We start from the raw sequence: 25229 nt of genomic DNA, 5'->3' as shown, positions 1-25229 counted from the left end.
CATTGATGGTGTCAACGAAGGCTAAGTGACAGCAGGAAATAGCGGCAATAGACTGGCGGTTGAAGCTACCTTGACCCTAGGGTTAACCATGAAATCCATTGCCGATCTCGAATTCTTTGTCTACCTGTGCGAAGCCGGCAGCCTGTCCCGCGCCGCCAAGGACCTGGACATAACCCCTGCTGCGGCCAGCAAGCGATTGGCAAACATGGAGAAAGCGCTGGAGACTCAGCTGTTTTATCGCACCCCGCGTGCGATGAGTGTGACGCCGGATGGGGTGGTGATGCTGCGCTATGCCAAGCGGATGCTGGCCGATATGGCATCACTACAACGCGCCCTGAAGGTCAATTCCGACGACACCTCGGGACAGATTCGGATCAACGCGCCTTTCGGGTTTGGCCGCCGACATATCGCCCCTTTTGTTGCGACGTTTGTCGAACAATATCCCGGTATCGACTGCCAGCTTCAGCTATCGGACCACCCGCTCAACCTGGTGGCCAATGCCTTCGACATCGGCATTCGCTTCGGCAGCCTGCCTGACTCAGGACTGCATGCGCGCAAGATCGCCTCACATCGCCGCCTGCTGTGCGCCTCGCCAGCCTATCTGGACCGACACGGCCATCCCCGAACACCGGAGGAACTCAGCGATCACAACTGCATCGTGCTCAGGCAAAACGACGACACCTATGGCAACTGGCGCTTTACCCGCGGCGAGCGCCACCATCAGATCAAGGTCCGCGGCAACCTGTCCGCCAACGACGGTGAGAGCGTCCTGACCTGGGCGATGCGCGGACACGGCATCGCCGTAAGGGCAGAGTGGGACGTGCACGAGCATCTGGCGCAGGGACGACTGGTACAGGTACTGCCCGACTACCAGCTTCCCAACGCCGACATCTACGCCGTCTATCCCTACGCCGACCACCTGCCCACCCGCATTCGTCGCTTTATCGACCACCTGGTCAGCGAGATGGAAGCTCTGCCCTGTGCTACTTGAGCTGATTGCCTACAGCGACTGCCCGCAGGCGACGGCACTGGCCCATGCCCACTGGAAGTTGTAGCCGCCAAGCTCGCCGGTCACATCCAGGACCTCACCGATAAAGCGCAGCTGCGGCAGGCCCTGGACCTCGAAGGTCTTCGAGGAGATGGCGTCGACCGCCACGCCCCCCATGGTCACTTCCGCTGTGCGCCAGCCTTCAGTGCCGGCGGGCTTGATGCGCCAGCGGTTGAGGGATTCGGCCCAGGACGCGAGGCTTGCGTTGGAACGCTCGGCCAGCACGCCATCATCCCCGTGCCACTCCACCAGCGCCTGAGCCAGGCGCTTCGGGTAGCGCTCGGACAGCCAGGTCGACAAGCGCCGCTTCGGCGTCTCTCGGCGGGCGATACACAGCGCCTCAAAGGCGTCTTCACCGGGGAGCAGGTCAATCTCTAGGTCATCGCCGGGCTGCCAATAGCTTGATATCTGCAGCATGGCAGGGCCCGACAGCCCGCGATGGGTGAACAGCAGCGGCTCGCGGTACTCGCCACCGCGACAGCGGGCGACGACATCTGTCGACAGACCCGACAGCGCCGAAGCCCGCTCCTTCCATTGCGATGTCAGGGTGAACGGCACCAGGGCCGCCCGTGTCTCGGTGACCTCAAGCCCAAACTGGCGGGCAATATCGTAGCCAAAGCCACTGGCACCCATGGTCGGAATCGACAGGCCTCCTGTGGCGATGACCACGGCTCCCGCCTCGATGCGACCGGCCGAGGTCGTCAGGCGTATGCCTTCCCCCTGGCGTTCGATGCGCTCGACGCGGGTCTTCAAGCACAGCTCGACACCGGCCCAGTCACACTCGGTCAACAGCACGTTGAGCAGATCCTTGGCGGAGTCGGCGCAGAACAGCTGACCGGGGGCCTTTTCTACGTACTCCAGACCATGCCGCTCTACCAGCTCGACAAAATGGTCGGGGCGATAGCGCTTGAGAGCCGAAATACAAAAGTGCGGGTTCGCGGAAAAGAAGTTGGCAGCGGAGGTCGCCATATTGGTGAAGTTGCAGCGGCCGCCGCCTGACATCAGGATTTTCTTGCCCGGCTTGTTGGCGTGATCGATCAGCATGACCGAGCGACCGGCGTAGCCGGCCGTGAGCGCACACATTAACCCCGCGGCACCCGCGCCAATGATGACCACATCCACCTTCATCCGACTGCTCTCCACACCCTGGCAAAGCCGCCAATACTAGCAAACAGTGCGCCATGAATCGCCCAGCTTCGACGCCCTGACGTCACGCTCTGCCGTCTCGCGGGTGAAACGGGCGTGTGCAACGCTCTGTTGTTATCCGGCGAACGACTTGCGAAAACAATGTGCAAGTGCACCAGGCCCGGGCTATCAACGCCATGTCTCCGGCATGCTGTCGCTATACTCGGACATTCTGTCACTCAAGGTGACCCACCCGTTTCGTTGTCACGCTCCGCCGAAGGGCTGCCGGGTGTCGACGCCGCTGCTTCGCCCATGTTTATCAGGACGATTACCATGCCACTACGCTTACCACGGTCACCTTTCTTGCCGAAAACTGCATCACGGCACCGGAAAGGCTGCCTGGCATGGGCCAACGCCCTGCTCCCGGCACTCGCTCTCTTTGCTACCCCCTCCCACGCTCAGCAGGCCCCCGGAGCCACACCGCAAGGACCACCGCCGACCCCGATCATCGCTGCAGAGGTGGTGCTAGACGACTGGTCAGACCCGCTGGAATCTCTGGGCACGCTGTCCGCCAATGAGAGTGTCACCCTATCGGCCACGGTGACGGACACGGTGTCGGCGATCAATTTCGAGGGCGGTGAAGAAGTTAGCCAGGGCGATATTCTGGTAGAGCTATCCGATACCGAAGAGCGTGCGGCCCTGCGCGAGGCCCAGGCCTTGCGTACCGAGCGCCAGAACGCAGTCAACCGGTTCGCCCAACTGCAAAGCCGCAACCTGGCGCCGCGAGCCGATGTAGAAGACAGTCGTGCCCAGCTGCAGCAGGTGGATGCCACCATCGCCGGGTTCGAAGCCATGCTCGACAACTACCGCGTCCGCGCGCCCTTCGACGGCGTGGTCGGGGTACGCGATATCAGCGTGGGTACCCTGGTCACGCCGGGCACCGAGCTGACCACCCTCGACGACATCTCGCGCATGAAGCTCGACTTCGACGTTCCTGAGGTGCAGCTGGGGTCGCTATCGCGTGGTCTTAGTCTGTCCGCCACGACCGCCGCCTATCCAGAGCGTGTATTCGAGGGCGAGATCGCCACCATCGATTCTCGAGTGGACCCGGTGAGTCGCAGCATCACCGTGCGCGCTCTGCTCGACAACGACGAACGACTGCTGCGACCAGGAATGCTGATGCGTGTGACCATTGCCCGAAGCCCCCGCCAGGCGCTGGTCATTCCCGAGTCGGCCCTGGTCCCCGAAGGCCAGCGCCAGCGGGTCTGGGTGTTGCCCTCACGGGAGGACAGCGACGTGGTGCAGCGAGATATCGAAGTCGGCTCTCGCCGCGAGGGCGACGTCGAGGTCATCGACGGACTCGAGGCTGGAGAGCTGGTCGTGACCCACGGCAACGATCGACTGCACGAGGCTTCCCGGGTCGAGCTGATCGGCATCGAGGACGAAACCACCAGCGTCAGCGACATCCTGCTTGAGCAGCGCCAGGAGGGCGACCGCTGATGCGCCTGTCCGATGTGTCCGTCCAGCGACCGGTGCTGGCCACCGTCATGGCCGCACTGATTGTCGCCTTTGGCCTGCTTGCCCTGACCCGCCTGCCGCTGCAGGAATATCCCACCATCGACCCGCCCATCGTCAGCATTCGCACCGCTTACCCTGGCGCCTCAGCCGATGTGGTCGAGACCCGCATTACCCAAGTACTGGAGGAGCGTATCGCCGGCATCGCCGGGATCGAGGTCATTTCCTCTACCTCCACCGACGGCAATTCGAACATCAACGTCGAGTTCAGCCTGTCCACCGATATCGACGCCGCCGCCAACGACATGCGCGACCGGATCTCTGGCGCCGCCGACAACTTGCCCGATGAAGCCGACCCACCGGAGGTGCGCAAGGAAGACACCAGCTCCGAGGTGGTGATGTGGCTGATGCTGTCTGGCGAGGGCTACACCACGGCAGAGCTGACCGACTACGCCGAACGCTATCTGGTGGACAGCTTTTCTGTCCAGGAAGGCGTGTCCGGGGTGTTCGTCGGCGGCGCCAAGGAATACGCCATGCGGGTGTGGCTCGACAACGATGCCCTGGCCGCCCGCGGGCTGACCGTCAGCGACGTGGAGTCGGCCCTGCGGGCAGAGAACGTGGAGCTGCCCGGGGGCGCGGTGGAATCCCAGGATCGCCAGTTCATGGTACGCCTGCCGCGCAGCTTCTCGACCCCGGAAGACTTCCGTGCGCTGGTACTGGACCGCGGCGAAGGCGGCTATCTGGTCAGGCTGTCCGATGTCGCCCGGGTAGAGCTTGGCACCGTGGAGGAGCGCTCGCTGTTTCGCGGCAACGGCAACACGGTGGTGGGGCTCGGCATGGTCAAGCAGTCCACCGCCAACGTCATGGCCCTGTCCAGTGCCGTGCGCGCCGAGATGGAGCGCCTCTCCCCTCGCCTGCCCGATGGCATGAGCCTGTCGCTCAACTATGACGCCTCGACCTTCGTTTCCGGCGCCATCCGCGAGGTGGTCAGTACCCTGTTGATCGCCATTGGCCTGGTGGTGGTGGCGATCTTCGTGTTTCTCGGCAACCTGCGCACCACCCTGGTCCCTGCGGTCACCGTGCCGGTTACCCTGATCGGCACCTTTGCGGCCCTGGCCGCCATGGGCTTTACCATCAACCTGCTGACGTTGCTCGCCCTGGTGCTGGCCATCGGCCTGGTGGTGGACGACGCCATCGTAGTGCTCGAGAACATCCACAGGCGCATGCACCTGTACGGCGAAACGCCCTTGGTGGCTGCCTTCCGTGGCGCCCGCCAGCTGGCCTTTGCGGTGATTGCCACCAGCCTGGTGCTGATCGCCGTATTTGTGCCGCTGAGCTTCATTCAGGGAGACGTCGGCAAGCTGTTCACCGAATTTGCCCTGACACTGTCGGCGGCGGTGGCCATTTCCACCCTGCTGGCGCTGACCCTGACACCGATGATGGCCTCCAAGATCCTGTCATCGAGTCTCCACGAAGGGCGCCTGGCTCACCTTGTCGATCAAGGCTTGCAGCGTGCCCAGGGGGTCTATCGGCGCTGCCTCGAGGCGGTCCTGAAAGCGCGCTGGCTGGTGGTGGCCTGCTTCGTCGCCATGCTCGCCGGCATCGCCTGGCTCTACCCCCAGCTACCCGCCGAGTACACGCCCAGAGAGGACCGCGGCACCTTCTTCGTCATCATCAGCGGTCCCCCTGGCGCCACCTTCTCCTATATGGAGGACTACATGGACGAGGTGGAGGCCCGACTGCTTCCGCTGCGCGACAGTGGAGAAGTCGAGCGCGTGTTGATCATCGCCCCCCAGGGCCGCGGCAATACCGAGAACTTCAATTCCGGCTTCAGCATCGTTGGCCTGTCGGACTGGGCCGAACGACGCCCCGCCTGGCCGATCATGAATGAAGTTCGCCAATCCCTGGCAGAACTGCCAGGCATTCGTGCCTTCCCGGTCATGCGCCAAGGCTTCGGTGGGGGTACCGAACAGGGCCTGCAGTTCGTGCTGGGCGGCGGCAGCTATGAACAGCTGGCCACCTGGCGCGATGCATTGATGGACCATATCCGCCAGACCAACCCCAACCTGCTCAACCTGGAAAGTGACTACGAGGAGAATCAGCCCCAGCTCAACGTCAATATCGACTACACCCGGGCGGCGGACCTTGGCGTCACCGTCAGCGAGATTGGCCGCACCCTGGAGACCCTGCTCGGCGGGCGCACAGTGACCCGTTTCACCGATCAGGGCGAGGAGTACGACGTTATCCTCGAGGGTGAACGCGGCTCCAACCCTACCCCCAGTTCACTGGACAACGTGCGGGTGCGCTCCGATCGTAGCGGCGAGCTAATTCCGCTCTCAAGTCTGGTCACCGTGGAAGCCTTCGCCGGCCCCAGCCAGCTCAATCGCTACAACCGGCTGCGTGCGGTGACGCTTCAGGCCGACCTGGCCGACGGTTACTCCATGGGCGAGGCCCTCGACTATCTCGAAAATGCCGTCAACGAGGTGCTGCCAGCGGGCGTACAGACCGACGTCAAAGGGGCGGCCCGTGACTATCGGGAGTCAACGGGCGCGACCACTTTCCTGCTGGTGCTCGGGACGCTGGTGGTATTCCTGGTCCTGGCGGCCCAGTTCGAGAGCTTTATCCACCCCCTGGTGATCATGCTGACAGTACCGCTGGCCATCGGCGGCGCCCTGCTCGGGCTGTGGCTGACGGGACAGTCCCTCAATATCTACAGTCAGGTAGGGCTGGTCATGCTGGTGGGGCTGGCGGCCAAGAACGGTATCCTGATCGTCGAATTCGCCAATCAGCTGAGAGATGAAGGCATCGCCTTCCGTGAAGCGCTGATGCGAGCCGCCATGACGCGCTTGCGGCCCATCGTGATGACCTCGGTGACCACCATTGCCGGCAGCGTACCGCTGATCCTGTCCAGCGGCGCCGGCGCCGAGACCCGAATGGTCATCGGCACGGTGATCTTCACCGGCGTCGCCGCCGCCACTTTCTTTACGCTGTTCGTGGTACCGGTGGCCTACGACCTGTTGGCTCGGCGCACTGGGTCTCCCGGGGATGTGGCGCGCAAGCTGGAACGCGAAATGGAACAATCGCCGGAAGCCCACTGAAGCAGAGCGTCACAGGCCCGCTTGCTCAAGACAGCCCGCCAGGCGCTCCAGGGCATCGACACCCTGGATATCCGTGGGCAGCCAGGGCACCCGGGGGCGCGGCATTCACGGACCCGGTTTGCCGGATGGGCCTGGCCAGAAGGAGGGATGATGGGCCACTTCCCAGAGGTGTCCGTCGGGGTCGGCAAAGTAGCCCGAGTAGCCTCCCCAGACCACCTGTTGACCCGGTTTGAGCAGCGTGCCGCCCGCTGCTTTGGCCTGGGCCAGCACCGCATTCACCTCATCAATGTCGCGAGCCATATAGGCCAGGGTCACGCCACGAAAGCCCTCGCCACCGGCATTGACCATCACATCCTCGGCAAGCGCGTTCCAGCCATAGAGGGCCAGCCACGTGCCTTGCAGGGTGAAGAAAGCGATCTTGGCGTCATCCTCCTCTAGACGTGGCCAACATAGTCCGTGCTGATAAAACTCGATGGCACGATCAAGCGATTGGACCCCGAGGGTAATCAGCCCGATACGTGGCTCCGGTGGGCGGGGTTCGACCTTTGGCATCATTCGACTCTCCATTGCTGACGCGTTACACGCCATGCTGAGAGCCTAGACGGGAAACCTTGCATGCTGGATGCGTAAACACCCACCGTGCCGAAATGACACAGCGGGTATCTGTCGGGTATCGGTGTGGTTCAGTTTTTCGCCGTCTGGCTAGGCCATTATCTGTGGTCCCGTCGGCGGCCTGGCTGGGTGCTGAAAACAGGCTCAGCCTTCAACGACCAGGGTGTAGTCCAGGGTCGGGTTCAGCGGGCAGGAATAGACGTACTCACCGGGCTCCAGACTGATGGCAAAGTCCTTGGTCTGTCCGGCGGCCAACCCGCCCCCTGATACGCTGGGCAGACGCGCACGGTTGACCAGCCCATCCCCGCGCAGCCAAAAGCCAAGTTCGTAGGGGACACCTTCGTTCTTGACCCGAAAGACGTAGTCGCCGGGGGGCAGGTGGATCACCTTGGACGCGGTCAGACGTGCCTCGCCCGTCTCATCATTAAAGGCCTCGCAGTCAGCCTTGCTGCGTGGTTGGACACCATGGTGGGTGCCGTTTTCACTTTCCAGGAATTGACAGCCCACCTGGGTCAGCTCGATTACCCTGGGAGACGCGGCGTGGGACTCAGCGGCCTGGGCGGGAGCCGTCCAGCCGATCGTCCCGGCCAACCCGAGCGCCAACGCCCAACTCGCCCACCACCCTCTGTTGCCGCCGTGAACACTGATTGCCCGAGCTTGCATAAAGGCCACCCTCGTTTGCATGATGATGAAGGCGAGGCAAGAGGCCTTCGCCCTGCTCCATCGTCGTCGCCAACCGACCAAGGGGCCTTACAGGTACAACGTCAGGCCTTGCCAACGTAAGCCCGCGCAGCGCCCGTCGCGGCCAGCAGCGACTATGCTGAACATGGTGCTCAAGGTTTGCTCCCGCGACCTGGCTACGCCCCCCCACCGTCCCCCGACAAGGAGATTTCCGATGCTCGAGCAGATTCCACATCCCGCTGATCATGTGGTGGCCATTCGTGCCGGTGGCACCGTGACCGCTCAGGAACTGCAGCAGGCCATCGACCTCATCGAAGCCGCCAAGAAGCGCTGCCCCAAGGTCAGCATGGTGGCCGAGCTTGATGACCTGCGTTGGATGACGCTGACCGCGCTGCTGCGAGACCTTGGCTACGGGCTGACGCAGATTGGGGAGCTCGACCACTATCATCGCGCCGCCGTGATCACCGACAAGGAGTGGATCAAGCACGTCGCCCATCTGGAAGATCGGCTGGTGAAGAAGATCGAGATCCGCACCTTTTCACACAAGGAGCGGGACGCCGCCATGGCCTGGGTCGCTGCGCTGCCGCCAGGCGCTGACGCAGCAAGCGAGGATGAGCCGGAACGAGATGGCTATCACGGCGCCTGACGGCCCGGCTCCCGACACCAGCTCCGTGCCTACTCGAGATAGCAGGCAGAACGGACAGGGGCGCTCAGCCGAGCGCCCCTGTCACTGTATCTGTATCGCTACGCCTTCCCGCCGACTACAGGAACAATCTCCTGTTCAGCCGCTCTCTCTCAATGAGTGGAGCCCCAGCTGGTCGAGCCGGGTGATGCCTAGCAGCGCCATGTTGCGCTCGATTTCCTCGCTCAACAGGCGTGTGGCGTGGGCCACACCAGCATGTCCTGCGACGCTGGCGGCGTAGTTGTAGGGGCGGCCGATAAAGACAAAGTCAGCCCCCAGCGCCAGTGCTTTCAGCACCTGGCCACCGCGCCGAAAGCTGCCATCGATCATGACCGGGATAGCGCCCTCGGTCGCCTCGAGCACTTCAGGAAGCATGGTCAGGGGCGCCACCGTGGCATCCAGCTGGCGCCCTCCGTGATTGGAAACGATCAGCCCATCGGCACCGATGTCCCGCGCCCGACGCGCATCATCGGGATGCAGAATCCCCTTGACCACCAGTTTGCCCGGGAAGCGTGAGCGCACGTGCTCCAGGGTCGACCAGTCAAGATGACGACGCCCGGCAAAATCACGGGCCGCATGCTTGGCCAGTACCGGTACGCCACGGGTGGCAAAGTTGTTTTCAAAGTGAGGCACGCCATGGCGATACAGCGTTCGCAGGAAGGTGCCGAACAGCCAGCGAGGCCGCGTCACCCCATCCCAGGCGAGCCTGACACTGGGCTTCAAGGGGCTGGAGAAGCCCGCTCTGCGGTGGTTTTCCGGATTGGGCGGCACCGCATAGTCCACCGTGACCACCAGACGGGTATAGCCCGCCTGTATGACCCGCTCTAGCAAGGCGTCGATGCCTTCCAGGGTGCCTGGCAGATAGGCCTGGAACCACTCGGCACCGTGTGACTCAGCGAGCGCTTCCATGGGAATCAGCGACGAGCCGCTGACGATCATCGGAATCCCTGCTCGGCGGGCTTCATCGGCCAGCACCCGGTCGCCCTGATAGGCAGTCAGGGCACTGATGCCCATCGGGGCAATCCCGAAGGGCTGGGAATAGCGCTGTCCCAGCAACTCCACTTCGGTGGAGGTCGTCGAGACATTCACCAGCGCTCGCGGCAGCCACTGATAACGATCGAAGGCCTCGCGACTGGCACGCGCCGTGGCACCCTCTTCCGCGACGCTGGCCACATAGCCAAACAGCGGACGCGGCAAGTGACGACGGGCCACCCGCTCGAAGTCATCAAGGCTGTAGATGTCATCGAGACACCGCTTCATTCGCTCTCTCCCTTCCTTGTTATTCACCGAGGGTCGTCGGCCAGGACACCGCCATTGACCGCGTCCACCTCTCCGCGTCCCGTCAGAGCATTGATCAGATTGGCGACCGCGCGCCCAGCCATGGCGGCACGCGTCTCATGGGTCGCCGAGCCAATGTGCGGCAACACCACCACATTGTCCATTCGGCATAGGGGTGAGTCGGGGTTCAGCGGCTCCTGCTCAAACACATCCAGCCCAGCCGCGCGAATCACGCCACGCTGCAGCGCATCGATCAACGCCTGCTCGTCCACCACCTTGCCCCTGGCCACATTGATCAAGGCGGCCGATGGCTGCATGCGCGCCAGCGCGTCGGCGTCGATCAGGTGGTGGGTGTCCTCCCGATACGGGACGCTCAAGCAGACGATATCGGCACGCGCCAGCAGCTCGTCCAGCGAGCAACGCTCGGCCCCCAGCTGCTGCTCCAGAGACGGCTTGGGGGTGGACGCGGCATACAGGACCGGCATGTTGAACCCCAGCGCGGCGCGCCTGGCGATGGCCGCCCCGATACGGCCGGCGCCAACAATGCCCAGCACCTTACCGTGCACGTCATGGCCGAATTGATGGGGGCCAACATGGTTCTGCCAGCGCCCCTCGCGCACCATGCAGGATAGCTCCACCAGCCGCCGTTGGGTGGCCATGATCAGGGCGAACGCTGTATCCGCGGTGGTTTCCGTCAGCACATCCGGCGTGTTGCACAGCAGGATACCGCGACGATTCATCGCCGCCAGCGGCAGATTGTCGTAACCCACCGAAATGGTCGACACCACCTTCAGCTGCGGTGCGCGCTCAAGTGCCGCGTCATCCAGCTCCAGCTTGCCGCCAATCAGGCCATGGGCCCTGGCGAGCGCGGCGTCATACTCGGCACGATTGCCGTCATGCAGCTCATCAAAGTAGTCGACCTGGGCCACCGCCTGCAGCGCGGCCAGGTGCGCCTCGCTCAATCTGCGCAGGGCCACAATCCTGAGGTCGTGTTGTGCCATAGTGTGTGCCATGTTGATGCCCTCCTTCACGCATCCTGTTAGTGGGACACACGTTCGCTGTCCGGCATGCTGAACCCCTGAGCCTCGAGCGCCGCCAGCAAGGACTGCCGGCGCTGGCTATCCAGCTCGACCAACGGCGGCCGCAGCCAGTGCCAGTCGTCGACACCCGAGAAGCTCGCCTTGGCGGCCTTCATGGCGGGAATCACCGGGTAGCTTTCGAACAGGTCACGCACCTGGTTGAGGCCAGCCTGACGCTGGTCGGCGTCGGCGTCTTGCCACGCACCGGCAAGCGCTGCGATGGCCGCAGGATTGACGTTGGCCGTGGCACTGATGCAGCCGGCTCCCCCTGCCCGCAAGGTATCGAGCAGGAAACGTTCACTGCCCGCATATACCTCGAAGCCGTCAGCGGCAAAGCGCTCGATCAGGTTCAGGGTATGAGCCCAGTCCCCACTGCTGTCCTTGATGCCGACCACCGTCTGCGGGAAGGCCTCACGCAGACGTTCGATCAACCCCAGCGACAGCGGGACCTGCGCCACCGGCGGAATATGGTAGAGGTACATCTTCAAGCGGGAATCGCCGACCCGCTCGATGACCTCGGCGTAGTAACGAAACAGCCCTTCATCACTGACCCCCTTGTAGTAGAACGGAGGCAACATCAGCACCCCAGCGGCCCCCATCTGCACGGCATCACGGGTCAGCGCCACACTGTCATCGATGGCGCAGTGGCCTGTACCAGGCATCATCCGCGCCGGATTCAGCCCGGCTCGCTCCAGACGGCTTAAAAGGTCGCGCTTCTCGGTGACGCTCAGGGAGTTGGCCTCGGAGTTGGTGCCAAACACCGCCAGCCCCACACCGTGGGACTGGAGCCAACGACAGTGGTCGATCAGCCTCGGCGTATCCACGCTCAGCGACGATGTAAAGGGAGTAATGACCGGCGCCCAGGCGCTGCCCCGGCGTTCAGGATGGTTCGCGTTCATGATGTGGATTCCTCACGCTGTACAGGGCGGCAGATTGACGACGTCACATGCCGCTATTCCATGGCTAGACCGTGCCTCAAAAGCGGGCCTCAAGAGCGGGTCTCAAGAACCGGTCTCACGACCATGGCTCGCTGGCGTAACGCTCCAGCGCATCGCTGCAGAAGTTGAAGCCGAGCCCAGGGGTCTTGGGCAGCAGCAGGTTGCCGTCGGCAAACTCCAGCTGGGTATCGACCAGGCGGCGGAAGTTGAGCACCTGATCGTCGGCAAAGAATTCCACCATGCGCGCGTTCGGGGCCGACGCCACCAGATGGACATGCAAGTCATGGAACCAATGGGGATAGACCTCGACGCCAAAGCTCGCCGCCGTCGCAGTGATTCGACGAAACTCGGTGATGCCGCCACAGACGGCGGCGTCGGTCTGCAGGATCATCGCCGCGTCCTGCTCCAGCAGCTCCTTGAAGCGCCACCGCCCGGCCTCGATCTCGCCGGTGGCGACCGGCACCGGCGTCCGCTCTGCCAGGCGGCGATGGTTGTCGATGTCATCAGGGCTGAACGGTTCCTCGATCCAGTAAGGGGCATAGGGCTCCGCCATGCGCATAAAGGCCAGCGCCGACGGCAGGTCTCGCCAGGCATTGTTGGCATCGAGCATGACCGCCACGTTCGGCCCCACCGCTTCGCGCACCGCTGCCAGTCGGGCCTCCTCGCCGGCGAGATCGTCGCGCCCCACCTTCATCTTCACCGCCTTGAAACCCTGCGCCACATAGCCGGCCATCTCCTCGGCCAGCAAGGCGGGCGTCTTGCCCTCCAGGTAATAGCCACCGCTGGCATAGGCCGGGACCGACTCGCTGTCGCTGGCCCCCAGATACTTGAACAAGGGCAGCCCGGCGGCACGGGCATTGCGGTCCCACAGTGCTGTATCCAGGATGCTGATGGCTCGCATCACCGAGCCACTTCGACCATGCAGCAACGACTCCTGATACATGGCCTGCCACACGCCTTCCGTGGCGTGGGCGTCGGCCCCCAACAGCACCGGTCTTAGCAACTCACGCACCGCCTGTGACACCAGTGCGCCGGCGTTATTGCCGCCGTAGCAGAAGCCGATACCCACCACTCCGTCATCGCCTTCGACCTCGACCAGTGCATAGTCACGCTTGAACACCTGGCGGTTGGAGAAACTGGTGGGGTGATCCAATGGAACGCTGACGGTACGAGCACGAACATCGGTAATACGGGTCATGGCGAACTCCTTGAGACATTGTTGTTGGATCTGTCTGTTTCGGGCGTGTCTATTTCAGACGTGTCTATTTCAAACGTGCCTAGGGTCGATACCCGGCGATCCACCCTGGAGGACGAACGCCGGGGGTGGGCACTGTGCCCCGGCGCTCTAGCCACGTTCTGGCGCTAGCCCGTGCGGCCCCGGCGTGAGGCGCCGGTCAGTCGTCCCCGCAGCCAGCGGAAGAAGGGCGTTGCCTGAAGGATCGACAGCACCGCGATACCCAGCAGCACCATGGCAATGGGACTGTTGAGGAAAATCACGGGACTGTTTTGACCAATCAGCATCGACTGCTGAAAGCTGGTTTCCATTACCGGCCCCAGGATCAGGCCAATGACCATCGGAGCTGGCGAGATACCGGCCTTGTTCATCCAGTAGCCGAACAGCCCGAACCCCAGCATCAGCCCTACCTCGAACAGACTGTTGTTGATCGCGAAGGCGCCGATCACGCAGAGCGTGATGATGGCGCAGGCGACGAAGCTGTCCGGCACCTTGGTCACGCCCACGCAGACACGGGTGAAGGCCAGGCCGACCGCCAGCAGGCCCACATTGGCCAGAATCACCGCCCAGATCAGGGTGTAGGTCACGTCGCCGTAGTCGGTCAGCAGGTTGGGGCCAGGCAGAATGCCCTGAACCATCAGCGCGCCGAGCAGAATCGCGGTGGAAGAACTGCCTGGAATGCCCAGGGCGATGGTGGGAATCAGAGCACCGCCGACAACAGCATTGTTGGCGGACTCCGGGGCCGCGACCCCCGCGATGTCACCCTTGCCGAAACGGCTCTTGTCCTTGGCGAAGCGCTTGGCCTCGTTGTAGGCAAACCAGCTGGCGGTATCGCCCCCCGTGCCTGGGATCAAGCCAGTCACGATCCCGATACCGCCTGAGCGCAGAATGTTCGGCATCAATTGGCGCAGCTCCCTGAACCGCGGTACCAGACGGTCGGTGATCTTGCTTGCCACCTTATCGTTGTCGTGGGCGTTCTCCAGCAGGATCAATGCCTGGGGAATCGAGAACAGCCCAATCAGCGCCACCGTGAACTCGATGCCTGAAAACAGGTTGATGTTGCCGAAGGTCATGCGTGGGGTGCCGGTGATCAGGTCCATGCCCACGGTACTGAGCAGAAGCCCCATCACCCCCGACAGCAGGCCGCTGACGATGGAGCCCTGGGACAAGGAACCAATGATGGTGATGCCAAGCACGGCAATGGCAAACAGCTCGACCGGGCCGAACTTGAGTACCAGCACGCCGAGCAGCGGTGCCGCCGTCAACAGCGCGACGCCGCTCATCAAGCCCCCTAAGAAGGAGGCAAACAGCGAAATCCCCAGCGCCTTGCCCGCTTGCCCCTGCTGGGACAGCGGAAATCCGTCCAGCACGGTCGCGGCAGCCGAAGGGGTGCCAGGGGTACGCAGCAAGATGGCGGCGATGGAGCCACCGTAGGAGGCGCCGACGTACAACGAGGCCAGCATGCTAAGCCCGGTCGCCGGGTCCATGGTAAAGGTCAGTGGCAGCAGCAAGGCCAATGCCATGGTGGCGGATAGCCCAGGCATGGCGCCGACAAACAGCCCCAGCAAGGTACCGCCGAGGATCAGTGACACATTGGTCAGGGTGAGCACATTGCTCAACCCCACCATGACGAGATTTTCGTTCATAGGGTCAGGCTCCAGGTTCGCTCAGATACGCTGAAGGCTCCGGCGAAGCGGATCACAGTGGCAGGACACTATCCGGCTCATGACAGCGACGGCAGCAGCGGCACGGGCAGGCCCAGAAAGCCGATGAACACCAGGCACACCACCGTGATCAGCGCTGCGATACCGATCAGGCTGAAGCGCAGCGATACGTGGCGGACCAGAACCAGCGCCAGGCCCATGAAGGCCGCCGTCGCGATCACGTAGCCCAGATAGTTGATGGCCTGGACGTAGACGACAGCCAGCGCGAACACCATCAGCGCCTTGACCGGCTTGGCGGGCGGTGTCTGGGTCTGAGCAAGGCCCGCGGAATCGATAGCGTCGGCGGTATCAGCTTCACCTGGTACGGCGGCGGGGTCATGGGCCTTCACATCTTGCAACTGACTGCCTTCTCGCGTCGGTCGATGACTGGCCTCGGCGGTCCTTGCGCGCCTGGCTCCGAGCACTTCCTGAGCGATCATCGCCAAAGCAAAGGCTGCCACCACCACTGCATAGATCAGCGGCATTCTTGCCGCAGCGCTGGGATATCCCAGCGAGGTGACGCCAAACAGCGCGGCAACACCGAGCGCCAGCAGGCCAAACAGCAGACGGCTAAGTTTCATCTTGTCTTCTCCCGATGATGTCGAGGGGGGAGAGGCGCTCGACCTCTCCCCCCCTGCCATCAACCGTTGACGTCATCCTTGACGCTGGCCCAGATCTGCTCGAACTGACCTTCCATCTCCTCGATCATCCGCTGGTAGTCGTCACCGGTCTGGATATCCAGGTTCATGGCGCGCTCCTCGGCGACCTGCTTGAACTCGTCGTTGGTCTTGAGCGCCTCGAAGGCATCGATCAGCTGCTGGCGTGCCTCGTCAGGAATACCGGCGGGCGCGCTGTAGCCTCGCGACGACCCGGCCACCACCTCGATGCCCTTCTCGCTCAGGGTGGGCACGTCCGGCAGCATCGACAGACGTTCACGAGAGAACACGGCCAGCGGGCGCAGGCTGCCAGACTGGATATGCCCGTAGACGTTGCCAAGATTGTTGAAACTGGCGTCGATCTGCCCGCCCATGGCCGCCGTGGCCGATGGGCCATCGCCCTGGAAGGGCACCTTCTGGAAACTCAGCCCGGTGGCCTGCTCGATCAGGATGGTCGAGAAAAAGTCGTCTCCACCAACACCGGAATTGCCGACCGTGATGGCGCCGGGACTCTGCTCAGCGGCGGCGAGAAAGTCCTCAACGCTCTGGTAGGGGCTGTCGGCCGGCACCACGATGATGCCGGGGTCGGTCACGACGTTGGCGATGGGCGTCAGCTCATCAATCGAATAGGTGATGCTGTCGTTCATGATGTAGTTGGTCATCAGCATCGGCGTATTGGTGATACTGATGGTCGTGCCGTCGGCCTCGGTCTGCTTGGCCAGACGCGTCCAGGCGATGGCCCCGGTCGCCCCCGGCAGATACTCGTTGACGAAGTCGACCCCGAGCTGCTCGCGCAGGAAAGGCTGCGTCAACTGGGCCAGGGCATCGCTCCCCCCGCCCGCCTTGAAGCCCTGAAGTACCTTGATCTCGTCGCCGGCGGAATAGTCCGCCATGGCGGCGCCAGGCAAGAGCAGGGTCGAGAGGAGAATGGCGGCGTATGCTCCACGCTTGTTCATGGCTGCACCTCACGTGCTGTTGTCATTGTGTTGCGCTTGTTGTTGCGCTTGTTGTTGCGTGCGGTTCGATGTCGAGCATTGGTCACGCCCTGGGGCGCTGGGTGTTATCGGGTCCGGCATCGAGCACATCGTGATTGCCAACATCAACGTAGTAGGTTGCCAATAAAATTGTCAATAATCTTGTTAACCATCTTTTCTCGTCCTAATCTTGCTGCAACGAGAGGCGGGAAGGACCAGTGACCCCCTTCCCTGTCACCTCCCTTCGGGAGCGATAACAACGCCAAGATAAACGCACGCTATCGCTCACCCGTCAGCACCCAGAACTGTGAGGACCCCACCATGAGCCAGGACTCCGACAACAACCACAAGAGTGCCACCCTGGGCATGTCCAACCGCTTGACCAATTATGGCGATGCCGACTTCTCGCTCTTCCTGCGCAAGGCCTTCATCAAGGGCATGGGCTACACCGACGACGCGCTGTCCCGGCCGGTTATCGGCATCGCCAATACCTACAGCGGCTACAACGCCTGCCACGGCAACGTCCCTGGGCTGGTCGAGAGCGTCAAGCGCGGGGTCATGCTGGCCGGAGGACTGCCCGTGGAGTTCCCCACCATTACCCTGCACGAGTCCTTTGCCCATCCCACCAGCATGTACTTGCGCAACCTGATGGCACTGGATACCGAGGAAATGATCCGCGCCCAACCGATGGACGCTGTCGTACTGATCGGTGGTTGTGACAAGACCGTGCCGGCCCAGCTGATGGCCGCCGCCAGCGCCGACATTCCCACCGTCCAGCTGGTAACAGGCCCGATGCTGTCCGGCTCCCATCGTGGCACTCGTGTCGGCGCCTGCACCGATTGCCGGCGTTACTGGGCGGCCTACCGTGGACAGGACATCGACGATGCGGAAATCAGCGAGGTGAACGACAAGCTGGTGCCGACGGTGGGGACCTGCTCGGTGATGGGGACCGCCAGTACCATGGCGTGTCTGGCCGAGACCATGGGCATGATGCTGCCCAATAGTGCGACCGCTCCGGCGGTCTACGCTGACCGTCAGCGAATCGCGGAGCAGTCGGGGGCCGAGGCCGTGCGGCTCGCCAAGGAAGGCATCACGCCATCGCAGATTCTCACCCCCGAGGCCTTCGAGAATGCCCTGCGGGTGCTGCTGTCACTGGGTGGTTCGACCAATGCCCTGATTCACCTGACGGCCATTGCCGGACGCCTGGGCATCGACATCGATCTGGAGGCCTTCGATCAGATGAGCGCGCAGACCCCCGTGCTGGTGGACCTGAAGCCCTCTGGCGAGGGCTACATGGAAGACCTTCACCGGGCGGGTGGCTTGCCCACCTTGCTGCGTGAGCTGGGGCCGCTGCTGCACCTGGACGCACCGACCATCAACGGTCGTACGCTAGGCGAAAACATCGAGGCGGCCGTGCACCTGATCGATCAGCCGGTGGTTCGCCCTCGCTCGCGCCCCATCTATGCCCAGGGCGGCATCGCCGTCTTGCGTGGCAACCTCGCCCCCAGCGGCGCCATCATCAAGCAGTCTGCGGCGTCTGCCAGCCTGATGCAGCATCGCGGACGAGCGGTAGTGTTTCACTCGCTGGAAGACCTGGCCCAACGCATTGATGACCCTGAGCTCGACGTCAATCCGGACGACGTGCTGGTGCTGGCCAACATTGGCCCCAAGGGAGCGCCGGGAATGCCGGAGGCGGGCTATATACCGATTCCAAAAAAGCTTGCCGCCCAAGGGGTCAAGGACATGGTACGGATCTCCGACGGGCGCATGAGTGGCACCGCCGCCGGCACTATTGTCCTGCATGTGTCGCCGGAGGCTGCCGAGGGAGGCCCCCTTGGGCTGGTGCGCGATGGCGATATCATCACCCTCGACGTGGCCGCCAACCGGCTGGCGCTCGAGGTCGATGAGCAGACCCTGGAAAGCCGTCGTCAGCAGCACAGCTCAGCCGCTGCGGACACGGGCGCTTTGCTCGGCTATCGTCGGCTGTTCATGGAGCAGATCCTGCAGGCTGACCAGGGCTGTGATTTTGCCGTGTGTCGCCCTGAACTCCACTGTCGCGTGCCGCGCCGCAGTGCCCAGACGCCTGACCAGCGGTGACAATGCCAGACCAGCGGTGACAATGCCAGACCAGCGGTGAAGGCGCTCGCCGCTATTGGTAGACTAGACGAGCATCGTCCTCGCGCCGATGCTCGACCGCCACCACCATCGCAGGGGACGCGAGATGAGCCGATCTAGTGTGCAGGATGCTGACGACCTCGAGACTCGGCCCAGTGCCGCCAGTGTGGCTGAGGAGATAGTCGGCAGTGTAGAAGAAGACATTGTTCTGGGGCGCCTGCACCCGAAAGAACGTCTGGTGGAAGAGGATCTGATTGAACGCTTCGACTGCAAGCGGCATGTCGTGCGTCAGGCGCTGTTCCAGCTCGAGGATATCGGACTGGTCGAGCGCATCCGCAATCGCGGCGCCTTCGTCAAGGCCTATACGCCGGAGGAAGTGGAACACCTCTACGCCATGCGCGAGATTCTTGAGCTGGCCGGCGTCGACGCCCTGCCCTTGCCGGCTCCGAGCTCATGGCTTGACGAGCTCAGCGAACTGCACCAGCGCTACAGCGCTGCGGTGGACGCGCAGGACCTGCGCCGTGTCTTTCACCTCAACATCGCCTTTCATCGGGCCCTGTTTGCGGCGACCGGCAATCCCTACCTGGCTGACACGATCAATGAATTCGCCCAGAAAGCACACGGCATTCGCTTTATCGCGATCGCCGATAGTGACAGTCTCTCCAGGGCACGGCATGAGCACCAAGCGATGATCGACGCCATCCGCCATCAAGATCGCGACGCCCTTCGCGAGCTGTGTCGCCAGCACCTGCTCCCGTCGAAAAATCGCTACCTTCAGCTGCATCCAACCCGCCGCTGACACTGGACCACTGGCCGTATTTAGGCGCTACCAGGGCGCTGCCTGGGCAATATCAGCGGGCAGCGCAGGCGCCCTTGGCCACTTCCCAGGACTGACGGATGTGGTCCTCCAGCAGATGCCGGGCATCATGAATGCGGCGCTCCAGCGCCAGCGTCACCAATTCACCGTGCTGGGCGTCCAGGCGCTCGCGAATCTCAGGATTGCCCGGGGCCAGACGGCGATAGCGGTCGAACTGATCGTGCAGTTGTTCGATGAAGCGGAGCAGCCAATGAGAGCCACAGGGCGCCAGCAAGGTGCGATGAAATCGCTGGTGGGCCTGCTCCCACTGTTCCACCTCGCCCTGAACCTTGTTGGCACGCGTCAGCCGGTGACTGGCGGCGAGCAGCTGTGACTCCCACTCCGCATCCCCTTCTTGAAACGCCTGGGTCAGTGCCATGCATTCCAGCTGCACCCGCAGCCTGGCGATGTCTTCAAGCTCATCCGCTGACAGCGGCGGCACGCGAAAACCCCGCTGATTGTGCTGTTCCAACAAACCGTAGGCGGCAAGCCGGTTCAACGCCTCCCGCAGGGGGCTCAAGCCCACCTCATAGCGGTCCTTCAGGGCGCTGATGGCGAGTTTCTCCCCGGCGGCAAAGCGACCGCGAATCAAATCCACCTTGAGGGCATGGAATACCTGGCTGGCGGCGGTCTCGCCGCTGGTGGCCGCCTCGGCCGGTTGGGACGTGGTCATGACAGGACTCGTGAAGGACAGAGATGCAGGGTACGTCGGCAATTGACGTTCGCCAAGCGCCGGGGCATAGCTTTTGCCGAAATATCGATTTTACCACCATATGACGATATTTCTTACATCAATTGCGACATCAACCAAGAAACATCAGAGATCGACCGCACGTCAGCCAGCCTTCGGCCACGCTTCAGTCGCCATCGTCCAGGCCGAACCAGACCTGGAGCCTTCGCGAACCTTCAGCAGGGACGGTCACCAGGCGGTCTGCGTGAAGAGAGCTGTCGTAAAGAGCGGCCCTAAGGGCTATCTGAAGGGCTATCTGAACAGCTCTCTAAACGTCGATCTCGACAACACAACCATAACAACTTGCCTTGGAGCGCCCTATGTCCCAACACTCCTCTTCAGCGGCTGAACGTGCCCCCTCCACGGGTGGTCCCTCTCACCCCGAAGACGCCCAGGAACCAGCGGCTTCCCTTTCTGGCCGTCGCCACGCGCTGCTGCTGGTGGCCGCCATCGGCAGCCTGCTGGTCGGCATCATGGGCCTCGGTATTCCCACGGCGGTGGCATTGATCGTCGCCGGCGCCATCGCCATGACCCTGTGTCTGGTGTGGGGTATCGCCTGGTCACGCCTCGAAGCCGACCTGCTCAAGGGGATCCAGGCGATGCTGGTGCCTATCCTGATCCTGATGAGTGTCGGCATGATGGTGGGGGTCTGGATGCTGTCCGGCACCATCCCGGCCATGGTGACATTAGGCCTGGAGTCACTGACGCCGGGTTTGTTCCTGGTGGTGGCGTGTCTCTCGTGCTCCTTGATGTCGGTCATGGCCGGTACTTCCTGGGGCACCCTCAGCACCATCGGTGTGGCCTTGATGGGCGTCGCGCTGGGACTGGGTATTCCGCCCGCCTACGCCGCAGGAGCCATCGTCACCGGCACCTTCTTCGGCGACAAGCTGTCGCCCCTGTCGGACACCACCGTCATGGCCTCAGCGGTGTGCGAGGTCAACATCATCAGTCACATTCGCCACATGCTCTATTCGACCCTACCGGCGTACCTGATCGCCCTGGTCGTCTATGCATGGCTCGGCAATGGTGTCGCCGAAGCCGGTGCGGCGATGACGACGGACGGCATGTCGGACCAGACCCAAGCCATCATCGACACCCTGGCCGCTACCTTCAGCGACAATCTACTCACACTGCTTCCGCCGCTGGTCGTGTTCGGCTGCATCCTGGCCAAGAAGCCGGTGCTGCCCGCCTTCATGCTGGGTATCGTCAGCGCTGCGCTGATCGCCGTGGTGTTGCAAGGCGCCAGCCTCGCCGAGATCGGTAGTGCCATGAACGCAGGCTTTGTTGCCGATACTGGCGTGGCGATGGTGGACAAGATGCTCTCTCGTGGGGGGCTGCAGGGCATGATGTCCACCGTGGCGGTGCTGATTGCGGCGGCGGTGCTGGGAGCACCGTTCAAGAGCGCCGGCACCCTGGACGCCGCCATTGCCTGGTTGGCCCGCCGCCCCGCCGCGCGCCGCCAGGTATTGGGAGGATCGATGGCACTGCACAGCCTGGCCTTTCTGCTGACCGGCAGCTACTACGTGACATTCTCTCTGCTCGGCCCGCTGCTACGCCCCTTGGTCGCCAGCAGCGGCAGCCCTACCAAGAACCTGTCACGCATCCTCGAGGATACCGGTACAACGCTGTCGCCGCTGGTGCCCTGGGGTGTCACCGGGGCCTTTACCGCCGCCACCCTGGGCGTCGCCACGGCGGACTTCTTTGTCTACGCCATCCTCTGCTACGGCGCTATCGCCTTTTCCCTGCTGTATGTCCTGACCGGTTGGACCCTGGGCCACGAGAGTGACGAGCTCCCGCAACAGCACCCCGCTACCCTGCGCTGACAAGCGATAGCTCTGTTGCCATAGCCCGGTTGCCAGCGCCCCTGCTGTCTTGCCCAGGGGCGGTGGTTGGAGAGAGCCCGCACGGCACTGACGTCAGTCGCCTGCCCAGGGATTGACGCTCGCTGCAGCGCACGGCATAGTCAAAGCACAAAATCGATTTTTAAACACAATACCGATTACCACCTTTTCTTTCGACGAGAGACGCCATGTCTTCCCAGCGCGATATCCCTGGCACTGCTTCCGCAACCGTTTGCGGTCACCTGTCCACGCCCTATCCCGATGCCACGCCCTTCCCGTCTCGACGCAGCCCCACGTATTCTCGCCACGGCATGGTGGCCACTTCGCAGCCCCAGGCGGCCCAGGTGGGGCGCGACGTACTGGCCCGCGGAGGCAATGCAGTCGATGCCGCTATCGCCACGGCAGCGGCACTGACGGTCGTCGAGCCGACCGGTTGCGGCATCGGCGGCGACGCCTTTGCCCTGGTCTGGATCGCCAGCGATGACAACGGCAACGGCGAGCTGCACGGACTCAACGCCAGCGGTGTCGCCCCCCAGGCGCTGACTCGAGAGATGCTGGTCGAGGCGGGTCATGACAAGGTGCCGCTATACGGCTGGACCCCTGTCACGGTCCCCGGTACGCCGTCCGCCTGGGCGGAACTGTCGCGCCGCTTCGGCAAGCTGGACTTCGCAAGCCTGCTGGCACCCGCCATTCGCCTGGCCCGGGAAGGGTTTCCGGTCTCGCCCGTTATCGCCAGCCTGTGGCAGCGCGACACGGCCACCTTCAAGCGCCACCTCGAAGGTGAGGCCACCCAGGGCTGGTTCGATACCTTCACCTTCGACGGGCGTGCCCCGCAGGCGGGTGAATGGTTTACCAACCCCGGTCAGGCCGACACCTTGGAGGCGATCGCTGCGTCCCATGGGGAGAGCTTCTATCGCGGTGAGCTGGCTGAGGCCATCGACGCATTTTCACGCCGTACCGGTGGCTATCTGCACAAGGAAGATCTGGCGAGCTATCAGCCCGAGTGGGTCACCCCCATTTCTGCCCGCTATCGTGACGTGGATGTGTGGGAGATACCGCCCAATGGGCAGGGTCTTGTGGCCTTGATGGCGCTGCGCCTGCTCGACGGTTTTGCACCGTCCCATCGCGACGATCCTGAACTGCTGCATCGCCAGCTCGAGGCCATGAAACTGGCCTACACCGACGGCAAGACGCACATCAGTGAGCCCGAGGCGATGACCTACTCGGTCGAGGAGCTGCTGTCCGACCACTACACCGACGCACGCCGCGCGCTGATTGGCGACTCGGCCATCGACCCCGAGCCTGGTGACCCCAAGGCCGGCGGCACTGTCTACCTGGCCACGGCCGACGCCGATGGCAACATGGTGTCGTTCATTCAGAGCAACTATCACGGCTTCGGCTCGGGGATCGTGGTCCCGGGTACCGGTATCTCCTTGCAGAACCGCGGCCATGATTTCAGCCTGGACGAGCATCATGACAACGTCCTCAAGCCTGGCAAGAAGACGTTCCATACCATTATTCCCGGCTTCCTCACCCGTCATGGCAAGGCGCTGGGGCCGTTCGGCGTCATGGGCGGCTTCATGCAGCCCCAGGGCCACGTGCAGGTCGTGATGAATCTGGTCGACTTCGGGCTCAATCCCCAGGCAGCACTGGATGCCCCACGCTGGCAGTGGCTGGGCGAACGCACCATCGGTATCGAACACAGCTATGCTGCGCCGCTGGTTCGCGCCATGGCAGCGCGCGGCCACCGGATGCAGGTCGACACCGACAGCCGCAGCTATGGCCGCGGACAGATGATCCTGCGAGACCCGAACACCGGCATCTATTGCGGCGGTACCGAGCCGCGTACCGACTCCAGCATTGCGGTGCTCTAAGCCATGGGACAACACGCCTCACTGTTCGCCGCGTTCTTTCGCATCGGTATCTTCGGCTTCGGCGGTGGACCGTCGATGATCCCACTGGTCCACCAGGAGGTGGTCAAGCGCCACGCCTGGATGGACGACGACGCCTTCGCCGATGTGCTGGCGATCGGCAATACCCTACCGGGCCCGATTGCCACCAAGATGGCCGGCTATATCGGCTTCCGTGTCGGTGGCGTGCTGGGCGCCATCAACGCCGTCGTTGCCGTCATCGTGCCGGTGATCTTCGCGATGATCGCCCTGCTTGGGCTCTACAGTCGCTACGGCGATCAACGCTGGGTCCAGGGCATGGGCCTCGGGGTGGTACCGGTGGTCATGGTGATGATGGCCCAGCTGACCTTTGACTTCTTCAACAAGTCTCGTGCAGGTCTCGGCGTTATCGCCACCCTGGTGCTTGGCGGGGTCGCCGGCGGGCTGATCTACGGCCTCGGCGTACATCCAGGTCTGGTCATCGGCGCCCTTCTCGTCGCCGCCCTGCTGCGGCCCGAGGCCAGCCGCAAGGCATCTCAGGGAGGGCCCTCTGCATGATCTACTGGCAGCTCTTTCTGGCCTTCTTCATTCCCAACATCGTCGGCTATGGCGGTGGACCGGCCATCATCCCGCTGATCGAGAACGAGGTCGTCGGCCACTACGGCTGGATGACCCATCAGGCCTTTGCCGAGACTCTCGCTCTGGGCAATGCCCTGCCCAGCCCCATCGCGACCAAGATGGCAGGCTACATCGGCTACGACGTGGCCGGCGCCGGCGGTGCCATTGTCGCGGTGCTGGCCACCGTTGGTCCCTCGCTGCTGCTGATGCTGGCCGCCCTGGGCACCCTGTATCGCTACCGAGATTCGATCAAGGTCAAGTCCATGAGCCAATGGGTCCGACCTGTTGTCATGGTGCTCATGGCCTATCTGACGGTGAGTTTCCTGCGCGAAGGAATGGCGACGTCAGGCCTGCTGCACACGGCCATCATCGCCGCAGTGGCCGCCTTCCTGCTGCTCAAGACCAAGGTACATCCGGCCCTAGTGGTGTGTTTCGGCCTCGCCTACGGGGCCTTGCTGCTGGGCTGATCCGCTCACGCCGACGACAGACGTGAACACCACGACACATAACAACCGACGCTTCATTCACAACAATCATCAACAACGATCACTTGCTCA

General features: G+C 63.2%; 21 protein-coding genes. 10 read left to right on the top strand and 11 right to left on the bottom strand.

From position 1 onward, the window contains the following. The first annotated feature begins 88 nt into the window (after nucleotides 1-88). Nucleotides 89-991, top strand: a complete 903-nt coding sequence (locus JF545_RS00200) for a LysR family transcriptional regulator (RefSeq protein ID WP_206936918.1) — start codon at nucleotides 89-91, stop codon at nucleotides 989-991. Between the two features lie 9 nt (nucleotides 992-1000). Here JF545_RS00200 and JF545_RS00195 read toward each other — a convergent pair whose 3' ends face one another. Beyond that, nucleotides 1001-2176: an NAD(P)/FAD-dependent oxidoreductase gene (locus JF545_RS00195; RefSeq protein ID WP_206936916.1), complete on the bottom strand. Its 1176-nt coding sequence runs from the start codon at nucleotides 2174-2176 to the stop codon at nucleotides 1001-1003. 330 nt (nucleotides 2177-2506) lie between these two features. Between JF545_RS00195 and JF545_RS00190 the strand changes: the two genes are divergently transcribed. Both JF545_RS00190 and JF545_RS00185 read left to right on the top strand, forming a co-directional pair. Continuing rightward, nucleotides 2507-3673, top strand: a complete 1167-nt coding sequence (locus JF545_RS00190) for an efflux RND transporter periplasmic adaptor subunit (RefSeq protein ID WP_206936914.1) — start codon at nucleotides 2507-2509, stop codon at nucleotides 3671-3673. Beyond that, nucleotides 3673-6786 (top strand): efflux RND transporter permease subunit, encoded by a 3114-nt coding sequence (locus JF545_RS00185; protein WP_206936912.1) that lies wholly within the window; start codon nucleotides 3673-3675, stop codon nucleotides 6784-6786. Before JF545_RS00190 ends, JF545_RS00185 begins: the two co-directional genes overlap by 1 nt. 105 nt (nucleotides 6787-6891) lie before the next feature. On the opposite strand, the gene JF545_RS00180 is transcribed toward JF545_RS00185, so the two are convergent. Both JF545_RS00180 and JF545_RS00175 read right to left on the bottom strand, forming a co-directional pair. After that, nucleotides 6892-7341, bottom strand: a complete 450-nt coding sequence (locus tag JF545_RS00180) for a VOC family protein (protein ID WP_242520547.1) — start codon at nucleotides 7339-7341, stop codon at nucleotides 6892-6894. Between the two features lie 201 nt (nucleotides 7342-7542). Next, nucleotides 7543-8061 (bottom strand): hypothetical protein, encoded by a 519-nt coding sequence (locus JF545_RS00175; protein ID WP_206936910.1) that lies wholly within the window; start codon nucleotides 8059-8061, stop codon nucleotides 7543-7545. A gap of 232 nt (nucleotides 8062-8293) precedes the next feature. On the opposite strand from JF545_RS00175, the gene JF545_RS00170 reads away from it, so the two are divergent. Beyond that, a complete protein-coding gene (locus JF545_RS00170; protein WP_206936909.1) occupies nucleotides 8294-8725 on the top strand; it encodes an STAS/SEC14 domain-containing protein in 432 nt (143 codons plus the stop codon). Nucleotides 8726-8860: 135 nt separating this feature from the next. Here JF545_RS00170 and JF545_RS00165 read toward each other — a convergent pair whose 3' ends face one another. The 7 genes from JF545_RS00165 to JF545_RS00135 form a co-directional block, all read right to left on the bottom strand. Further along, nucleotides 8861-10021 carry an alpha-hydroxy acid oxidase gene (locus JF545_RS00165; RefSeq protein ID WP_206936907.1) on the bottom strand — a complete coding sequence of 387 codons (1161 nt, stop codon included), beginning with the start codon at nucleotides 10019-10021 and terminating at the stop codon, nucleotides 8861-8863. A gap of 23 nt (nucleotides 10022-10044) precedes the next feature. Then, the gene (locus JF545_RS00160; RefSeq protein WP_242520546.1) at nucleotides 10045-11052 is read right to left on the bottom strand and encodes a 2-hydroxyacid dehydrogenase; all 1008 of its coding nucleotides are present in this window, start codon (nucleotides 11050-11052) and stop codon (nucleotides 10045-10047) included. A 26-nt stretch (nucleotides 11053-11078) separates the two neighbouring features. Further along, a complete protein-coding gene (locus tag JF545_RS00155; RefSeq protein ID WP_206936905.1) occupies nucleotides 11079-12017 on the bottom strand; it encodes a dihydrodipicolinate synthase family protein in 939 nt (312 codons plus the stop codon). A gap of 115 nt (nucleotides 12018-12132) precedes the next feature. Further along, nucleotides 12133-13254 carry a mandelate racemase/muconate lactonizing enzyme family protein gene (locus JF545_RS00150; protein WP_206936904.1) on the bottom strand — a complete coding sequence of 374 codons (1122 nt, stop codon included), beginning with the start codon at nucleotides 13252-13254 and terminating at the stop codon, nucleotides 12133-12135. Nucleotides 13255-13418: 164 nt separating this feature from the next. Further along, a complete protein-coding gene (locus JF545_RS00145) occupies nucleotides 13419-14936 on the bottom strand; it encodes a tripartite tricarboxylate transporter permease (RefSeq protein ID WP_242520545.1) in 1518 nt (505 codons plus the stop codon). A 77-nt stretch (nucleotides 14937-15013) separates the two neighbouring features. Further along, a complete protein-coding gene (locus JF545_RS00140) occupies nucleotides 15014-15574 on the bottom strand; it encodes a tripartite tricarboxylate transporter TctB family protein (protein ID WP_206936902.1) in 561 nt (186 codons plus the stop codon). A gap of 59 nt (nucleotides 15575-15633) precedes the next feature. Further along, nucleotides 15634-16605: a tripartite tricarboxylate transporter substrate binding protein gene (locus tag JF545_RS00135; RefSeq protein ID WP_206936900.1), complete on the bottom strand. Its 972-nt coding sequence runs from the start codon at nucleotides 16603-16605 to the stop codon at nucleotides 15634-15636. Between the two features lie 339 nt (nucleotides 16606-16944). On the opposite strand from JF545_RS00135, the gene JF545_RS00130 reads away from it, so the two are divergent. Continuing rightward, the gene (locus tag JF545_RS00130; RefSeq protein WP_206936898.1) at nucleotides 16945-18720 is read left to right on the top strand and encodes an IlvD/Edd family dehydratase; all 1776 of its coding nucleotides are present in this window, start codon (nucleotides 16945-16947) and stop codon (nucleotides 18718-18720) included. Nucleotides 18721-18844: 124 nt separating this feature from the next. After that, on the top strand, nucleotides 18845-19537 hold the full coding sequence (locus tag JF545_RS00125; RefSeq protein ID WP_206936897.1) for a GntR family transcriptional regulator: 693 nt from the start codon (nucleotides 18845-18847) through the stop codon (nucleotides 19535-19537). Nucleotides 19538-19589: 52 nt separating this feature from the next. Here the strand turns inward: JF545_RS00125 and JF545_RS00120 are convergent, their stop codons facing one another. Then, nucleotides 19590-20267, bottom strand: coding sequence for a GntR family transcriptional regulator (locus JF545_RS00120; protein ID WP_206936895.1), 678 nt, complete (start codon nucleotides 20265-20267; stop codon nucleotides 19590-19592). Nucleotides 20268-20644: 377 nt separating this feature from the next. Between JF545_RS00120 and JF545_RS00115 the strand changes: the two genes are divergently transcribed. The 4 genes from JF545_RS00115 (at nucleotide 20645) to JF545_RS00100 (ending at nucleotide 25139) form a co-directional block, all read left to right on the top strand. Further along, nucleotides 20645-22147 (top strand): Na+/H+ antiporter NhaC family protein, encoded by a 1503-nt coding sequence (locus tag JF545_RS00115; RefSeq protein WP_206936893.1) that lies wholly within the window; start codon nucleotides 20645-20647, stop codon nucleotides 22145-22147. A gap of 329 nt (nucleotides 22148-22476) precedes the next feature. Then, on the top strand, nucleotides 22477-24039 hold the full coding sequence (locus JF545_RS00110) for a gamma-glutamyltransferase family protein (RefSeq protein WP_242520583.1): 1563 nt from the start codon (nucleotides 22477-22479) through the stop codon (nucleotides 24037-24039). 3 nt (nucleotides 24040-24042) lie between these two features. Then, a complete protein-coding gene (locus JF545_RS00105; RefSeq protein ID WP_206936890.1) occupies nucleotides 24043-24612 on the top strand; it encodes a chromate transporter in 570 nt (189 codons plus the stop codon). Next, entirely contained in the window at nucleotides 24609-25139 is a 531-nt protein-coding gene (locus JF545_RS00100) for a chromate transporter (protein ID WP_206936888.1), read from the top strand. Before JF545_RS00105 ends, JF545_RS00100 begins: the two co-directional genes overlap by 4 nt. Nucleotides 25140-25229 lie beyond the last annotated feature (90 nt).

The sequence above is a fragment of the Halomonas litopenaei genome (genome assembly GCF_017303055.1).
GTDB lineage: Bacteria > Pseudomonadota > Gammaproteobacteria > Pseudomonadales > Halomonadaceae > Halomonas > Halomonas litopenaei_A.
Note: the sequence above shows the minus strand (reverse complement) of the source record. Positions and strands in the feature narration are given on the sequence as shown.

Excerpts from the sequence above, each read along its gene's own strand:
- JF545_RS00200 (WP_206936918.1), top strand. The coding sequence starts at position 89 with ATGAAATCCATTGCCGATCTCGAATTCTTTGTCTACCTGTGCGAAGCC.
- JF545_RS00195 (WP_206936916.1), bottom strand. The coding sequence starts at position 2,176 with ATGAAGGTGGATGTGGTCATCATTGGCGCGGGTGCCGCGGGGTTAATG.
- JF545_RS00190 (WP_206936914.1), top strand. The coding sequence starts at position 2,507 with ATGCCACTACGCTTACCACGGTCACCTTTCTTGCCGAAAACTGCATCA.
- JF545_RS00185 (WP_206936912.1), top strand. The coding sequence starts at position 3,673 with ATGCGCCTGTCCGATGTGTCCGTCCAGCGACCGGTGCTGGCCACCGTC.
- JF545_RS00180 (WP_242520547.1), bottom strand. The coding sequence starts at position 7,341 with ATGATGCCAAAGGTCGAACCCCGCCCACCGGAGCCACGTATCGGGCTG.
- JF545_RS00175 (WP_206936910.1), bottom strand. The coding sequence starts at position 8,061 with ATGCAAGCTCGGGCAATCAGTGTTCACGGCGGCAACAGAGGGTGGTGG.
- JF545_RS00170 (WP_206936909.1), top strand. The coding sequence starts at position 8,294 with ATGCTCGAGCAGATTCCACATCCCGCTGATCATGTGGTGGCCATTCGT.
- JF545_RS00165 (WP_206936907.1), bottom strand. The coding sequence starts at position 10,021 with ATGAAGCGGTGTCTCGATGACATCTACAGCCTTGATGACTTCGAGCGG.
- JF545_RS00160 (WP_242520546.1), bottom strand. The coding sequence starts at position 11,052 with ATGGCACACACTATGGCACAACACGACCTCAGGATTGTGGCCCTGCGC.
- JF545_RS00155 (WP_206936905.1), bottom strand. The coding sequence starts at position 12,017 with ATGAACGCGAACCATCCTGAACGCCGGGGCAGCGCCTGGGCGCCGGTC.
- JF545_RS00150 (WP_206936904.1), bottom strand. The coding sequence starts at position 13,254 with ATGACCCGTATTACCGATGTTCGTGCTCGTACCGTCAGCGTTCCATTG.
- JF545_RS00145 (WP_242520545.1), bottom strand. The coding sequence starts at position 14,936 with ATGAACGAAAATCTCGTCATGGTGGGGTTGAGCAATGTGCTCACCCTG.
- JF545_RS00140 (WP_206936902.1), bottom strand. The coding sequence starts at position 15,574 with ATGAAACTTAGCCGTCTGCTGTTTGGCCTGCTGGCGCTCGGTGTTGCC.
- JF545_RS00135 (WP_206936900.1), bottom strand. The coding sequence starts at position 16,605 with ATGAACAAGCGTGGAGCATACGCCGCCATTCTCCTCTCGACCCTGCTC.
- JF545_RS00130 (WP_206936898.1), top strand. The coding sequence starts at position 16,945 with ATGAGCCAGGACTCCGACAACAACCACAAGAGTGCCACCCTGGGCATG.
- JF545_RS00125 (WP_206936897.1), top strand. The coding sequence starts at position 18,845 with ATGAGCCGATCTAGTGTGCAGGATGCTGACGACCTCGAGACTCGGCCC.
- JF545_RS00120 (WP_206936895.1), bottom strand. The coding sequence starts at position 20,267 with ATGACCACGTCCCAACCGGCCGAGGCGGCCACCAGCGGCGAGACCGCC.
- JF545_RS00115 (WP_206936893.1), top strand. The coding sequence starts at position 20,645 with ATGTCCCAACACTCCTCTTCAGCGGCTGAACGTGCCCCCTCCACGGGT.
- JF545_RS00110 (WP_242520583.1), top strand. The coding sequence starts at position 22,477 with ATGGTGGCCACTTCGCAGCCCCAGGCGGCCCAGGTGGGGCGCGACGTA.
- JF545_RS00105 (WP_206936890.1), top strand. The coding sequence starts at position 24,043 with ATGGGACAACACGCCTCACTGTTCGCCGCGTTCTTTCGCATCGGTATC.
- JF545_RS00100 (WP_206936888.1), top strand. The coding sequence starts at position 24,609 with ATGATCTACTGGCAGCTCTTTCTGGCCTTCTTCATTCCCAACATCGTC.